Origin of the sequence: Flavobacterium sp. (assembly GCF_039595935.1) — a bacterium.
In the GTDB taxonomy this organism is placed as follows: domain Bacteria; phylum Bacteroidota; class Bacteroidia; order Flavobacteriales; family Flavobacteriaceae; genus Flavobacterium.
The window spans coordinates 2315592-2329657 of sequence record NZ_JBCNKR010000006.1 but is presented as its reverse complement, the minus strand read 5'-3'; the positions used below and the strand labels follow the sequence as shown (position 1 = coordinate 2329657).

The window sequence follows — 14066 nt, the reverse complement described above, 5'->3', positions numbered from 1 at the left end:
GTTCTAAAGTCAAAATTAAGGCAAGCATAGCTTTTGACTTATGACTTTTGACTTTCGACTTAATTATACTTATTTTTGTGCAAAATTACAATCAAAACAATTCATAAACAAACATTATGACATTAGAAACAAAAAAAAGTGTTTTTGTTGAATTAGGAAAATTTTTAAGTCAGTTTTCTGAAGGGCATTCCGCGAAAAAATCTGACGTTTTATATAATGATATCTTTTTTGATGATTTCGAAAGACTTATTCATCTTTCGCAGTCACATAATGGATGGTACACTCCTGAACAGGTCTATTTTTCTGTAAAATCATGGGCAGACGCTCTAACTAAAGAAAACATCGATAAATGGACTTCGATGTACGATTTTAGTAAAGCTGATAATGAAAAAACAGTTGCCTTAATTTTGGCCGGAAATATTCCGCTTGTAGGTTTTCATGATTTTCTTTCTGTTTTAATTACCGGAAACAAAGCTTTGGTAAAAACTTCATCAAACGATCAGCATTTATTGCCTTTTTTAGCAAAATATTTAATTGCTGTTGATGAAAATTTTAAAGATAAAATCACTTTCGTGGAAGGAAAACTGGAAAATTTCGATGCCGTAATTGCAACAGGAAGCAACAATACAGCCCGTTATTTTGAATATTATTTTAAGGACAAACCTTCTATAATTAGAAAAAACAGAAATTCGGCAGCAGTTTTAAACGGAAAAGAAACTCACGAAGATTTAGAAGCTTTAGGAGAAGATATTTTTAGATATTTTGGTTTGGGATGCCGAAATGTTTCTAAACTTTTTGTTCCAAAAGATTACTCTTTTGATGCTTTTTTTCAGGCCGTTTTCAAATATCAGGATGTTATACAATATGAAAAATATGCCAATAATTACGACTACAACAAAGCCGTATTTTTAATGAGCAATTTTAAACTGACAGATAACGGATTTTTAACCTTAAAAGAAGATTCAAGCTACGCCTCTCCTATTTCGAGCGTTTTCTTTGAATATTATGAAAGTCTTGAAGATTTAAAATCACGTTTAAAAATCGACGAAGATCAAATTCAATGTATTGTAAGCAATGATTTAATTGAAAATAGTGTTGCATTCGGGCAGACGCAAAATCCTCAATTGTGGGATTATGCAGATAACGTTGATACTATAACGTTTTTGTTAACAACAAAGTAAAAAAATGTTTAATTATTTCGAATTATTTATCGCTTTTTCAGCTCCTATTACCGAAATTTGCATCTTTAAATTTTTCGACAATTTTTTCGACTATTAACAACAACCATGAAAAAACACAACTACAGCGCAGGACCAAGTATTTTACCTCAGGAAGTTTTTGAAAAAGCATCAAAAGCCGTTTTAAATTTTAATGATTCAGGATTATCTATTCTTGAAATTTCGCACCGAAGCAAAGATTTTGTGGCTGTTATGGATGAAGCTCGTTCGCTGGCTTTAGAATTATTAGGACTTCAGGGAAAAGGATATCAGGCTTTGTTTTTACAAGGTGGTGCAAGTACTGCATTCCTGATGGCTCCTTATAACCTAATGAAAGAAAACGGAAAAGCGGCTTATTTAGATTCAGGAACGTGGGCAACTGCGGCTATTAAAGAAGCTAAACTTTTTGGAGAAACTATTGTTGTAGGTTCTTCAAAAGACGATAATTATACATATGTTCCAAAAGGTTACGAAATTCCGGCAGATGCTGATTATTTCCACTGCACTAGTAACAATACCATTTTTGGAACTCAAATGAAAGAATTCCCATCGACAAACGTTCCAGTTGTATGCGATATGAGTTCTGATATCTTCTCTCGTGAATTAGATTTCTCAAAATTTGATTTAATCTATGCCGGAGCTCAAAAAAATATGGGGCCTGCAGGAACAACTCTTGTTGTGGTTAAAGAAGAAATCTTAGGCAAAAACGGAAGAACAATTCCTAGTATGTTAGATTATTCAAAACATATCAAAGCAGAAAGTATGTACAATACTCCTTCTGTATTTGCTGTATATGTTTCATTATTAACATTACAATGGATTAAAGCTAAAGGCGGAATCGCTGCTGTTGAAAAATTAAACAACGCAAAAGCAGAATTACTTTATAATGAAATCGACAGAAACCCATTATTTAAAGGTGCTGCTAAGGTAGAAGATCGTTCTGCAATGAACGTAACTTTCTTACTTAACAATCCTGACCATACTGAAACTTTTGATGCTTTATGGAAAGCTGCAGGAATTTCAGGATTGCCGGGTCACCGTTCTGTAGGCGGTTACAGAGCTTCTATTTACAACGCTATGCCTATCGAAAGTGTACAGGTTTTAGTTGATGTAATGAAAGCGCTTGAGTCTAAAGTTTAATCGTTTATGCGTTTAATCGTTAATTTGATTAGCTGTTTAAACGCAAAATGTTGCCTTTAGAAAAAAAATCAAAAAAGAAAAATAATAAATTGGTTTATCGATTAAACAATTAAACGCATAAACGATTAAACAGTTAAACCGATTAACCAAATAAACAATATACCAAAAATGAAAGTATTAGCAAATGACGGAATTTCTAAAAGTGGAATTCTAGCTTTAGAAAAAGGCGGATTTGAAGTAATAACTACAAAAGTAGCTCAGGAACAAGTAGCTAACTTTATCAATGAAAACAATGTAGACGTAATTTTAGTTCGCAGTGCAACTAAAGTTCGTAAAGATATTATCGACGCTTGTCCTGGTATCAAAATCATCGGTCGTGGTGGTGTTGGTATGGATAACATCGATGTTGATTATGCAAAAAGCAAAGGAATTCATGTAATCAATACTCCGGCTTCTTCTTCAGAGTCTGTGGCTGAGTTAGTATTCGGACATTTATTTTCTGGTGTTCGTTTCTTACATGATTCAAACAGAAATATGCCTTTAGAAGGTGATTCAAACTTTGAAGGTTTGAAAAAAGCTTACGCTAACGGAACTGAATTAAGAGGAAAAACTCTTGGAATTGTGGGCATTGGTCGTATCGGACAAGCTACTGCAAAAATGGCGCTTGGTCTTGGTATGAAAGTTATCGCTGCAGATAGCTTTATTCCTCAAGTTGACGTAAAAGTTGAATTTTTCGACGGACAGTCTATCACAACTACAATTGTTTCTCAATCTTTAGAATCTTTATTTAAGGAAGCTGATTTCATTACATTACACGTTCCTGCTCAGGATGGTTACATCATTGGAGAGAAAGAACTTGAAATCATGAAAGATGGTGTTGGAATTGTAAACTGTGCTCGTGGAGGTGTTATCGACGAAGTAGCTTTAGTAAAAGCTTTAGATTCTGGGAAAGTTGCTTTTGCAGGTTTAGATGTTTTCGAAAGCGAACCAAAACCAGAAATGGCAATCTTAATGCACTCTAAAATTTCTTTAACTCCTCACATTGGAGCTGCAACTGGAGAAGCTCAGGATAGAATTGGTACTGAATTAGCATCACAAATCATCACTTTGTTAAGCTAATTAACTATAATTAAATTACTTAGAAGGGATTTATTAACACAGTTTAATAAATCCCTTTCTTTTTTTGTTTAAATTTGATTGATAATCTAAACCCTAAATATCATGTTTGAACAATTAACCCAATTAGTACAGCAATATGGAGGCGATGCTGTGGTAAACAATAACGCTGTCCCAAATGAACATAATGACGCCGTAATAAGCGAAACAAGCAGTTCTATTTTTGAAGGATTAAAAAAGATTGTTTCTGAAGGCGGTACCGATCAGATTGCCGGATTATTTAATGGAAATTCTCCAATAGACAGTTCAAATCCAGTTGTACAGCAAATTCAACAACAATTAAGCGGAAATCTAGGAGAAAAATTTGGTTTAAGCAGTGCCGATTCAAATGGAGTCGCTTCCAATTTGATTCCGCAGATTTTAGGCTCTTTAGTCAACAAAGCAAAAGATCCAAACGACAGTAGTTTTCAAATTTCAGACATTATAAATTCCATTTCAGGAAACAGCGGACAAGCTTCGGGAATTATGGATACCATTTCTAAATACGGAACTCAATTTGGCCTTGACCAAAATAACGACGGGAAACTTGACGTTGCCGATGTTCTTGTAGTTACCAAAAGTAAAGGCGGCATTGCCGGTTTTATTGGGAAGTTGTTTGGGAGCAAATAAAGGTTCTGAGGTGCTAAGACACTAAGGTTCTAAGATATTGAGCAAAATATAAAAGGGGCTGTCTCAAAATGGAGAGAGCCCCTTTTTTATTACAACAAAAAAACTCAGAACCTTAGCAACTTAGAACCTTAGCAACTTCAAAAAAAATTCGTAACTTTATTGTATGAAAAAATGCATTGCCATATTAGCTTTACTAGTAACAATAATTGCCTGTTCGACAACCTCGCCAACTATTGCAAGTGCTGATAATGCTTCAAATAAAAAAATAAACGATACCGTAAGAATTGCAAACGATTCGCTTGAGTATGAAGTAATAATTATTGATAATGGTTTTAGCAACTGGCTCGTTTCGAGAGCTTATCCTCGCAATTACCATTCATTACAATATCTCGAAAATAAAAATAATTTGTATGTAACCGAATGGAACAACCGTGTTTTACAGCCACAGCGTTATAACCCGGATTTGTACGAAATGTCAATTAATTACCGTCCTGACATTCATTACGGTTACGAAGTAAACTACTTAATTTACAATTACATGATTTATTTTCAAAATACTTACAAACAAAAGCTTTGGGGTTATGTTCCTTCAAGATAATTACTATATTTGTAATCATTACAAATAGCAATGAACAAACTAAAGCAACGCTGGGGAATTACCTCAAATTTACAAGCCGTTATAATTCTTACCGTTTTTGCCATCACCGGATCGGCATCTGCCTGGTTGTCTAAACCTTTTTGTGTTTGGCTCGGCATTACAAAAGAAGACTTTGGAGGCTGGTTTACTTTAATTCGTCTGCTGATTATTTTCCCAATTTATCAGGTTTTACTCGTTGCCATCGGAAGTATTTTCGGGCAGTTTAAATTCTTTTGGAATTTCGAAAAGAAAATGCTGAAAAATATGGGACTTGGCTTTTTATTTAAAGATGAAAAACCACAGATTTAATTCACTTTAATTAAACTCATTAGGTTGTCTCGTAAAGAAATAAGTATAAATCCATGTAAGTGTAAATGACGGAATTACATCAGTAAAAGGAATAATTTCTTCAATAAAAGTCAACACACTTGCTACTTTCCCAACTCTTCCTTTATACATTCTGCTCATAATAATGGCCGCAATTGGCGCCCAAATTACATCTGAAAATTCTCCAAGTAAAGGAATTGAAAAAGAAATCATACCAATACCGTCCAAAATTAAACCAAAAAGTAATTTTGACATTCTGTTATCTTCTACAACTTTTAAATCCTGCATGTTAAGTAAATTTTGAGGTTATTCGAAATTAAAAATAATTTATGAGAATTGTTTTACTATCAATTAAATTTAATTTTCAAAATTTCCACATCAATAAACAGACCAGTTTTAAACTGCAGATTTAGATTTAGATTTATGAAAAAATTGGAATTTGGAATTTAAGATATTGGAATTTGATTCTAAGTATAATCTTCGTTTCTTTGTAAAAACAGTTTCACTACATGATACACGCAAAAAACATACATAAATTCTATGACAAACTTGAGGTTTTAAAAGGAGTTGATTTACATATTAAAAAAGGCGAAATTGTTTCGATTGTAGGCGCTTCCGGTGCCGGAAAAACTACTTTACTGCAAATTTTAGGTACTTTAGATGTACCCGAAAGAAATCCTGAATCTTCTTTAACCATAAATGGTACAAACATTTTAAAATTACAAGATGTTGAAACCGATAATTCTAAACAAGAAAAAGCATTCAAAATTATAACCTGGATAGGTTCTATTTACACCATAGCACTAATCGTTTTTTTATTGTTTTTTAAATCAAGAATACAATATGATACCTTGGGTTTAATAACACTTGGTGTATTATTAATGCCAATTCTTTTAATGCTTATTTACCATAGCCGCTATTTTAAAAAGAAAAGCAAACAAGATAAAATACTATCTGAATTCAGAAACTTAAATCTTGGGTTTATTTTTCAGTTTCATCAATTATTACCTGAATTTACAGCTTTAGAAAACGTATGTATTCCGGCTTTTATGGCAAATAAACCAAAAACTGAAACCGAAAAAGAAGCTAAAAAAATACTGGAATATTTAGGTTTATCACACAGAATACATCATAAACCAAGCGAACTTTCGGGCGGTGAACAACAGCGTGTTGCCGTTGCGAGAGCCTTAATAAATAAACCTGATATTATTTTTGCTGATGAACCGTCTGGAAATCTCGACACGCATTCTGCTGAAAATTTACATCAGTTATTTTTTCAGCTTCGTGATGAATTCGGGCAGACCTTTGTAATTGTTACTCACAACGAAGAATTAGCCAATATGGCCGACAGAAAATTAGTTATGGTCGACGGTCTGATTAGTAATTAAATTGCTTTAGGCTAATCACTAAAGACTAATTACTAAGAACTAAAAAAAAAATGAATCAAAAAGAACTTAAAGAATTTCTTGACGAAAAAGTCATTCAATATAATAATCAGGATTTTATAGAAAGTGATCCTGTACAAATTCCGCATCTTTTTACTCAAAAAGAAGACATCGAAATTGCCGGTTTTCTAAGTGCTTCAATTGCATGGGGGAACCGCAAAATGATTATAAAGAATTCTCATAAAATGATGGAATTAATGGGCAATACGCCTTATGATTTTGTCATGTCACATTCTGAAGATAATCTGGCTGATTTAGAAACTTTCGTCCACCGCACTTTCAACGGAAAAGATTTCGGCGGATTCATTAAAGGTTTACAACACATTTATAAAAATCATAGCGGATTGGAAGCTGTTTTTGCCAAAAATCAGGAAAAAGACAGTCTGCAGAAAAGCATCAGCGAATTCAAAAAAATATTCTTCGAAATTGATCATTTGCCGCGAACTCAAAAACATATTTCAGATCCGTTAAATAATTCGGCAGCAAAACGCATTAATATGTATTTGCGATGGATGGTTCGTCAGGACGCAAAAGGTGTAGATTTAGGAATCTGGAAAACTATTTCACCTTCAGTTTTATCCTGTCCGCTTGATGTACATTCAGGAAATGTTGCCCGTAAACTAGGAATTCTTTCGCGAAAGCAAAATGATGCAAAAGCTTTACTAGAATTAGACACACAATTGCGCAAAATGGATGCTGGAGATCCTGTAAAATACGATTTTGCCTTATTTGGTTTAGGAGTTTTTGAAGGCTTTTAGAGTTTAAAAATTGTAGATTTTATTTTAGTTTTATGCTGTCAGGCTGAGCGAAGTCGAAGCCCGCATTCCAATTGGCACGCCTCTTCGACTTCGCTCAGAGTGACAAACAAAACAACAATACGTTATCTAAAATTACAAATTCTACAAAAAACCATCATTTTAACGTACATTTGCACAAAATTTAATGCAGATGAGCACTTTCGAAAAATTCAATCTTCCAAAATCATTACAAAAAGCTGTTGACGAATTAGGTTTTGTTACACCAACTCCTATTCAGGAAAAATCCTTTTCTGTAATCACGTCTGGACGCGATATGATGGGAATTGCACAAACCGGAACCGGTAAAACATTTGCCTATTTACTGCCGCTTTTAAAATTATATAAGTTCACTCATACCAATACTCCAAAAATTGTAATTCTGGTTCCAACCCGAGAATTGGTGGTTCAGGTTGTTGAAGAAGTCGAAAAACTGACTAAATACATGTCAGTTAAAACGCTTGGAATTTACGGTGGAGTAAACATCAACACTCAAAAGAAAGCTGTTTATGAAGGAGTTGACATTTTAGTAGGTACTCCGGGACGTACTATGGATTTGGCTCTGGATGCTGTTGTTCGTTTTGATGTAACTCAAAAATTAGTTATCGACGAATTTGATGAAATGCTGAATTTAGGTTTCAGGCCACAATTGACTTCTCTTTTGGCTATGATGAAAACCAAACGTCAAAATATTCTGTTCTCTGCAACGATGACAGACGAAGTTGATGATATATTAAATGACTATTTTGATTTTCCTGAAGAAGTTACGCTTGCTCCATCGGGAACTCCGCTTGAAAAAATTACACAAATTACCTATAACGTTCCAAACTTCAATACAAAAGTAAATCTGTTGAAACATTTATTTGAGACAGACGAAAGCATGGATCGTGTTTTGGTTTTCGTAAATAATAAAAAGATTTCAGACATGCTTTTTAATCGTATTGAAGAGCATTTTGAAGGTCAGTTTGGGGTAATTCATTCTAATAAATCTCAAAATTACCGTTTGAGCACAATGGCTGAATTTCAGGAAGGAAATCTTCGCGGATTAATTACAACCGACGTTATGGCAAGAGGTTTAGATATTTCTAACATTTCGCATGTTATCAATTTTGAACTTCCGGAAGAACCTGAATTGTACATGCACAGAATTGGTCGTACCGGTCGTGCAGACGCAACAGGAACTGCAATTAGTTTTGTTTCTCCGAGAGAAGAAGAATATAAAATTGAAACGGAACTTTTAATGGATCAGGAACTTAAAATCGCTGATTTTCCTGAAGAAGTTGAAATTTCAGAAAAATTAATTGAAGCCGAAAAAGACAAACTGCCAAGAAAGTTTTTATTGAAAAAACCTAAACTTGAAGGTGATGGTGCTTTTCACGAAAAATCTAAAAAGAACCAAAAAGTCAATCTGGGAGGCCCTTCAAAAACAAAAAAGAAAACCCACGGTTCTGTTAACAGAAATATGTTGAAGACAAGAAATAAGAAGAAGAAAGATGGTAAATAAGACACTAAGGTTCTAAGTTTTTTTCTCACCAAATAAAAAAGAAGGTTCAAAGATTTAATAATCTTTGAACCTTCTTTTTTATTTTTTTAATCTTAGTTCCTTAGAACCTTAGCATCTTAGAACCTTTAAAAAATTATATTTTCGTAAAAACAAGCCCTACAGGCGAACATAACTGAATTCTTTTTCGTGTATCGGTGATTTTTCCGGTTTTGATATCTCTTTTAAAAATAACAATATCATTAGTGTACTGATGTCCTACTAAAAAATAATTTCCACTTGGGTCAATAGCAAAATCTCTTGGGCCTTTTCCTAAAGTGCTTTGCTGCTCAACCAATTCTATACTTCCGTTTTTAAGAATTTTATAAACAGAAATAGCGTTAACATCAACACGATCAGAAACATATAAAAAGTTTCCGTCAGGCGAAATTTTGATTGCAGCAGCGCCGGTTCCGCCTTTAAAGTCTTTTGGAAGAATACTTGTTTCGGCAATCACTTTTAAGTTTCCGGTTTTATCATAACTAAAAGTTGTCAGTGTACCGTCTAATTCCTGAACCAGATAAACAAATTTTCCATCTTTACTGAAAGTCAAATGTCTTGGGCCGCTTCCTGGTTTCACATCAACACTGCCTTTTAACGTTAAAATTTCATTTTTAGAAGCTGGATTATATTTATAAATAAAAACTTTATCTAAACCTAAATCATTAGAAAGTACAAACTTTTTATCCGGAGAAAAAACAACCATATGAACGTGGGCTTTTTCCTGACGAGCCGCATTTGGTCCTTTTCCTTCGTGCTGAATTAATTGCTGTACTTCAGAAATACTGCCGTCAGCATTTTTTTTATAAACTACAATACTACCGCCGGAATAATTAGCGGCAATTACATTTTTATCATCATTTATTAGATGACAAGGATCCGCTCCTAAAGCATCATTTTTATTTAAAAAATTAACTTTACCAGATGCAGAATCGTATCCAAAGGCACTTACAGAACTCTGTGTACCATTCTCGTTTACGGCATATATAAATTTATTATCTGCCGAAACCGATAAATAACTCGGACTTACAACATTTTCTGATGAATTTTTTAATTTAAATTCTCCCGAATTCGCGTCAAATTCATAAACGTAAATTCCATTACTCTGGCATGTATTGGTATAAGTTCCTACCAGCAGGTTAAATTTATTTTGAGCTTTTGCAGTTGTGACAGCCAAAGCAGAAAATAATACTAGATATATTTTTTTCATAATATGTTTTTTGAATACTGCTAAAATAAACAATAATATCTTTCTTGTCATTACAAATAAAATCAGAAAAGTTACATTTTTAGAAACTTTCAAACCATATAAGTCATATAAGTTCATTTTAGTTTTTTTTCAAAAAAAAATGAAATCCTAAATTTTAATTATTTTAATCTCAAAATTCGATTAAACTTATAATCTCTTACATGAACTTATATGGTTCAACTAAAAATTTGTATTTTTGACCAGCATCTTCGTGAAAAATAAAACGTAGCGAAGTAAATCGAAGCCAGAATGCACTTTAAACATCCCGAAATTCTATACTTTCTCTTTTTATTGATTGTACCAATTTTGGTTCATTTATTTCAATTACGACGATTTAAAACCTCTTATTTTACCAATGTTCGTTTTTTGAAAGAATTAGCGGTTCAAACTCGTAAAAGTTCCAAAATCAAAAAACGATTATTGCTTGCCACACGTCTTTTACTGCTTACGTGTGCCATTATAGCTTTTGCCCAGCCTTTTTTTGAAGCCAAAGACAGCAAAAATGCCTCAAACGAAATGTATATCATTTTAGATAACTCTTTTAGTATGCAGGCAAAAGGCAAAAAAGGAGAATTGCTAAAACGTGCCGTGCAGGAATTACTGGAAAATACTCCTGAAAATGCTCAGTTTTCTTTACTAACAAACACAGATAATTATTGGAATACCGATATAAAATCGTCTAAAAGTGCTTTACAAAACCTAAAATATAGTGCGACGCCTTTTGAACTTTCGTCGATTATGGCAAAAGTAAAAGCGCATAAATCGGCACATAAAAAAGATATAATTATTATTTCTGATGCTGTTGGTTTAAAAGAAAACGACATCAAAAATACTGATTCTGAAGAGAAACCGTATTTCATACTTTCTGAAGCTGAACAAAAAAACAATGTTTCAATAGACAGTGTTTACATCAATCAGACTTTAGAGAATTTCTATGAAATTGGCGTCAATTTATCAGCTTACGGCGAAGATTTCAAACCAATTTCGACTGCTTTATACAATCAAAATAAACTGATTGCCAAAACAATTATCAATTTTGATACGAAGAAAAAGAAAATCAACTTCACAATTCCAAAAGAAGCTTTTCACGGATATGTTTCAATCGAAGACAACGGTTTAACTTATGATAACAAATTGTTTTTCAGCATTTCTAAAAACAAAAAAACAAACGTAATTAGTATTGGTGAACCTGAAAAAAGCAATTTTTTATCAAGAATTTATACTTCTGCCGAATTCAATTACAACAATTACTCTATCAGCACTTTAGATTATAATAGTTTAGAAAAACAAAATACGATAATCTTAAATGAATTAGTCGAAATTCCGCAGGCTTTGCAAACCACTTTAAAAGCTTTTGTTTCTAAAGGTGGAAATTTAGTTGTAATTCCTTCTGAAAAAAGCTCAGTTTCAAACTTGAATGCCTTTTTAGGAAATTTTGGAAAAATCCAATTCAATACTCTCAAAACAGAAAGCAAACAGATTACGAAAATTAATTTCGATCATCCGTTATTTTCTGGAGTTTTCGAAAATAAAATTACCAATTTTCAATATCCAAAAACAAACAGCTCATTTGATATTTCAAGTCCTTATCCCGCCGTTTTATCTTATGAAGATCAAAGTTCGTTTGTTACAGCGGTACAAAACCCAACAGCTGGAATTACTGTGTTTTCGGCACCAATAAACGCTGCAAATTCAAATTTTCAGCAATCGCCATTAATTGTTCCGTTGTTTTATAAAATGGCACAGAACAATCAAAAAACGGGTGTAAATGCCTTAACGATTGGAAACAATCAGCCATATTTTGTGGATGTTTTATTGACAAAAGATGCGATTTTGGAAGTAAAAGGAACGGAAGATTCGTTTATTCCGATTCAGCAGATTTTAAATAATAAAGTCAAATTAACGTTTAATGATTTTCCGGATACAGCTGGAAATTACAGCATTTTTGACAAAAAAGAATGGGTTGAAAACTTGAGTTTCAATTACAAAAGAACCGAAAGCGATTTGAGTCAGGTAAATACAAACGTAGTTTCTGATTTTAAAACCGCCGATACGATTTCGACCATTTTTAACACCTTACAAACTGAGCGTACTGACAGTCAAATTTGGAAATGGTTTGTTATCTTTGCACTGTTATTTTTAGCTTTAGAAATGGCAATTATAAAATTCGTGAAATGATTTTTTTCACCATTAAGACATTAAGATTATTAAGTTTTTCCTTTATGAACTTAGTTTTAATGGCTAGAAAATTAAGTTTCTCTTCTTTATTAACTTAATTTCTTAATGGTAGAAAACAAAAAGATTTAATGTTTGATAAATAAATATCCAAAATATGAAAATAATCATCAAAAGCGCCAAAATTATCGACTCAAAAAGTCCGTTTCATAACCAGACCGTTGATCTTTTAATTGCAGATGGTTTAATAGAAAAAATAGGCGTTTCTCTTCCAAACGACGATGCAGAAATTGTAAGATTCGACGATCTTCATGTTTCTCAGGGATGGTTTGACAGCAGTGTTTCTCTTGGAGAGCCGGGTTATGAAGACAGAGAAACTATTGCAAACGGGTTGAATGTTGCTGCAAAAAGTGGTTTTACGGCAATTGCACTTCAGCCAAACTCCTTCCCGATTATCGACAATCAATCTCAGATAAATTTTGTAAAGAATAAAGCAAATGGTTCTGCAACAGAGATTTTTCCAATTGGAGCTTTAACAAAAGCCAGCGAAGGAAAAGATATGGCCGAACTTTACGATATGAAAAATGCCGGAGCGATTGCTTTTGGCGATTACAACAAAAGTATCGACAATGCCAATGTGCTTAAAATAGCTTTGCAATATGTACAGGATTTTGATGGTTTGGTAATCGCTTACTCACAAGACCCAAATATTAAAGGAAATGGTGTTGCAAACGAAGGAATTGTTTCTACAAGATTAGGTTTGAAAGGAATTCCGAATCTGGCAGAAGAACTTCAAATTTCAAGAAACTTATTTTTACTGGAATATACAGGCGGAAAACTTCATATTCCGACAATTTCTACAGCAAAATCGGTTCAGTTAATTAGAGAAGCTAAAGCAAAAGGTTTAAACGTAACTTCAAGTGCTTCTGTACATCATTTAGTTTTAACCGATGAAAAATTAGATGGTTTTGATACCCGTTTTAAAGTTACACCGCCATTACGAACTGAGGTTGACAGACAGGCTCTTTTAAACGGAATTGCCGACGGAACTATCGACATGATTACTTCAGATCATAACCCGATTGATATTGAATTTAAGAAAATGGAATTTGATACTGCTAAAAACGGAACTATTGGTTTAGAAAGTGCTTTTGGAGCTTTACTGACTGTTTTACCTTTAGAAACTGTAGTAACAAAATTAACTGCCGCAAGAACAGTTTTTGGTCTTGAAAACCATACAATTGAAGAAGGTGCAAAAGCAAATCTTACTTTCTTTACTCCTGAACATAAATCAACTTTTACGAAAGAAAATATTCTTTCAAAATCTAAAAATTCTGCTTTTTTAGGTACTGAACTTAAAGGTTCTGTATACGGAATTTTAAATCAAAATCAACTTGTTACAAAATAATATAATGGACAATAATACAATCGAAGAAGGAAAATCAATTGCAATTACTAGTTATATCTTAATTATTGGCGTTTTGATTGCCATGTCTATGAATTCCGAAAATAAAAATAGTTTTGCATCTTTTCATATTCGTCAGGCATTAGGATTATCGCTTACTTTTATTTCTTTTGGAGCTATAATTAGTAATTTCGACAGCTTCTTTATTACTTTCCCAATGTGGATTTGTATTTCAATCCTTTGGACTTTTGGTATTTTCAATGCTATTCAAGGGCAAACAAGACCAATTCCGTTGGTTGGTGAGCTTTTTCAAAAATGGTTTAAATCTATAGGATAAAGAAAATTTAAAATT

Annotated in this window: 13 protein-coding genes and 2 pseudogenes; 13 read left to right on the top strand and 2 right to left on the bottom strand. The window is 33.0% G+C overall.

Annotated features, from left to right (window positions below; genetic code table 11):
* Positions 1-116: 116 nt before the first annotated feature.
* From ABDW27_RS19820 to ABDW27_RS19795, 6 genes are all read left to right on the top strand, one after another.
* Entirely contained in the window at positions 117-1181 is a 1065-nt protein-coding gene (locus tag ABDW27_RS19820) for an acyl-CoA reductase (RefSeq protein WP_343697466.1), read from the top strand.
* A gap of 105 nt (positions 1182-1286) precedes the next feature.
* Positions 1287-2357, top strand: a complete 1071-nt coding sequence (serC, locus tag ABDW27_RS19815) for a 3-phosphoserine/phosphohydroxythreonine transaminase (RefSeq protein ID WP_343697465.1) — start codon at positions 1287-1289, stop codon at positions 2355-2357.
* A 168-nt stretch (positions 2358-2525) separates the two neighbouring features.
* Complete coding sequence (locus tag ABDW27_RS19810) at positions 2526-3476, top strand: D-2-hydroxyacid dehydrogenase (protein ID WP_343697464.1); 951 nt, start codon at positions 2526-2528, stop codon at positions 3474-3476.
* Positions 3477-3578: 102 nt separating this feature from the next.
* Entirely contained in the window at positions 3579-4142 is a 564-nt protein-coding gene (locus ABDW27_RS19805) for a hypothetical protein (RefSeq protein ID WP_343697463.1), read from the top strand.
* Between the two features lie 163 nt (positions 4143-4305).
* A complete protein-coding gene (locus tag ABDW27_RS19800; RefSeq protein WP_343697462.1) occupies positions 4306-4740 on the top strand; it encodes a DUF6146 family protein in 435 nt (144 codons plus the stop codon).
* Positions 4741-4770: 30 nt separating this feature from the next.
* A complete protein-coding gene (locus ABDW27_RS19795) occupies positions 4771-5088 on the top strand; it encodes a DUF6787 family protein (protein ID WP_343697461.1) in 318 nt (105 codons plus the stop codon).
* 6 nt (positions 5089-5094) lie between these two features.
* Here ABDW27_RS19795 and ABDW27_RS19790 read toward each other — a convergent pair whose 3' ends face one another.
* Positions 5095-5394, bottom strand: a complete 300-nt coding sequence (locus ABDW27_RS19790) for a hypothetical protein (protein WP_343697460.1) — start codon at positions 5392-5394, stop codon at positions 5095-5097.
* A 221-nt stretch (positions 5395-5615) separates the two neighbouring features.
* Between ABDW27_RS19790 and ABDW27_RS19785 the strand changes: the two are divergent.
* The 4 genes and pseudogenes from ABDW27_RS19785 to ABDW27_RS19770 form a co-directional block, all read left to right on the top strand.
* Positions 5616-5840: pseudogene (locus tag ABDW27_RS19785) on the top strand (ATP-binding cassette domain-containing protein); the annotation flags it as partial.
* Between the two features lie 207 nt (positions 5841-6047).
* Positions 6048-6494 (top strand): annotated as a pseudogene (locus tag ABDW27_RS19780) (ABC transporter ATP-binding protein); the annotation flags it as partial.
* Between the two features lie 50 nt (positions 6495-6544).
* The gene (locus ABDW27_RS19775) at positions 6545-7309 is read left to right on the top strand and encodes a TIGR02757 family protein (RefSeq protein ID WP_343697459.1); all 765 of its coding nucleotides are present in this window, start codon (positions 6545-6547) and stop codon (positions 7307-7309) included.
* A gap of 190 nt (positions 7310-7499) precedes the next feature.
* Positions 7500-8849 carry a DEAD/DEAH box helicase gene (locus ABDW27_RS19770; protein WP_343697458.1) on the top strand — a complete coding sequence of 450 codons (1350 nt, stop codon included), beginning with the start codon at positions 7500-7502 and terminating at the stop codon, positions 8847-8849.
* Between the two features lie 133 nt (positions 8850-8982).
* On the opposite strand, the gene ABDW27_RS19765 is transcribed toward ABDW27_RS19770, so the two are convergent.
* A complete protein-coding gene (locus ABDW27_RS19765; protein ID WP_343697457.1) occupies positions 8983-10095 on the bottom strand; it encodes a lactonase family protein in 1113 nt (370 codons plus the stop codon).
* A 288-nt stretch (positions 10096-10383) separates the two neighbouring features.
* Between ABDW27_RS19765 and ABDW27_RS19760 the strand changes: the two genes are divergently transcribed.
* The 3 genes from ABDW27_RS19760 to ABDW27_RS19750 all read left to right on the top strand — a co-directional run bounded on the left by ABDW27_RS19760 (position 10384) and on the right by ABDW27_RS19750 (position 14051).
* The gene (locus ABDW27_RS19760) at positions 10384-12312 is read left to right on the top strand and encodes a BatA and WFA domain-containing protein (RefSeq protein WP_343697456.1); all 1929 of its coding nucleotides are present in this window, start codon (positions 10384-10386) and stop codon (positions 12310-12312) included.
* 154 nt (positions 12313-12466) lie between these two features.
* On the top strand, positions 12467-13717 hold the full coding sequence (locus ABDW27_RS19755; RefSeq protein WP_343697455.1) for a dihydroorotase: 1251 nt from the start codon (positions 12467-12469) through the stop codon (positions 13715-13717).
* Positions 13718-13721: 4 nt separating this feature from the next.
* Positions 13722-14051 carry a hypothetical protein gene (locus ABDW27_RS19750; RefSeq protein WP_343697454.1) on the top strand — a complete coding sequence of 110 codons (330 nt, stop codon included), beginning with the start codon at positions 13722-13724 and terminating at the stop codon, positions 14049-14051.
* The last annotated feature ends 15 nt before the right edge of the window (positions 14052-14066 follow it).

Bases quoted from the DNA above. Each gene is read 5' to 3' on its own strand.
- ABDW27_RS19800 (WP_343697462.1), top strand. From the start codon at position 4,306: ATGAAAAAATGCATTGCCATATTAGCTTTACTAGTAACAATAATTGCC.
- serC (WP_343697465.1), top strand. From the start codon at position 1,287: ATGAAAAAACACAACTACAGCGCAGGACCAAGTATTTTACCTCAGGAA.
- ABDW27_RS19795 (WP_343697461.1), top strand. From the start codon at position 4,771: ATGAACAAACTAAAGCAACGCTGGGGAATTACCTCAAATTTACAAGCC.
- ABDW27_RS19820 (WP_343697466.1), top strand. From the start codon at position 117: ATGACATTAGAAACAAAAAAAAGTGTTTTTGTTGAATTAGGAAAATTT.
- ABDW27_RS19765 (WP_343697457.1), bottom strand. From the start codon at position 10,095: ATGAAAAAAATATATCTAGTATTATTTTCTGCTTTGGCTGTCACAACT.
- ABDW27_RS19750 (WP_343697454.1), top strand. From the start codon at position 13,722: ATGGACAATAATACAATCGAAGAAGGAAAATCAATTGCAATTACTAGT.
- ABDW27_RS19760 (WP_343697456.1), top strand. From the start codon at position 10,384: ATGCACTTTAAACATCCCGAAATTCTATACTTTCTCTTTTTATTGATT.
- ABDW27_RS19755 (WP_343697455.1), top strand. From the start codon at position 12,467: ATGAAAATAATCATCAAAAGCGCCAAAATTATCGACTCAAAAAGTCCG.
- ABDW27_RS19805 (WP_343697463.1), top strand. From the start codon at position 3,579: ATGTTTGAACAATTAACCCAATTAGTACAGCAATATGGAGGCGATGCT.
- ABDW27_RS19775 (WP_343697459.1), top strand. From the start codon at position 6,545: ATGAATCAAAAAGAACTTAAAGAATTTCTTGACGAAAAAGTCATTCAA.
- ABDW27_RS19810 (WP_343697464.1), top strand. From the start codon at position 2,526: ATGAAAGTATTAGCAAATGACGGAATTTCTAAAAGTGGAATTCTAGCT.
- ABDW27_RS19790 (WP_343697460.1), bottom strand. From the start codon at position 5,394: ATGCAGGATTTAAAAGTTGTAGAAGATAACAGAATGTCAAAATTACTT.
- ABDW27_RS19770 (WP_343697458.1), top strand. From the start codon at position 7,500: ATGAGCACTTTCGAAAAATTCAATCTTCCAAAATCATTACAAAAAGCT.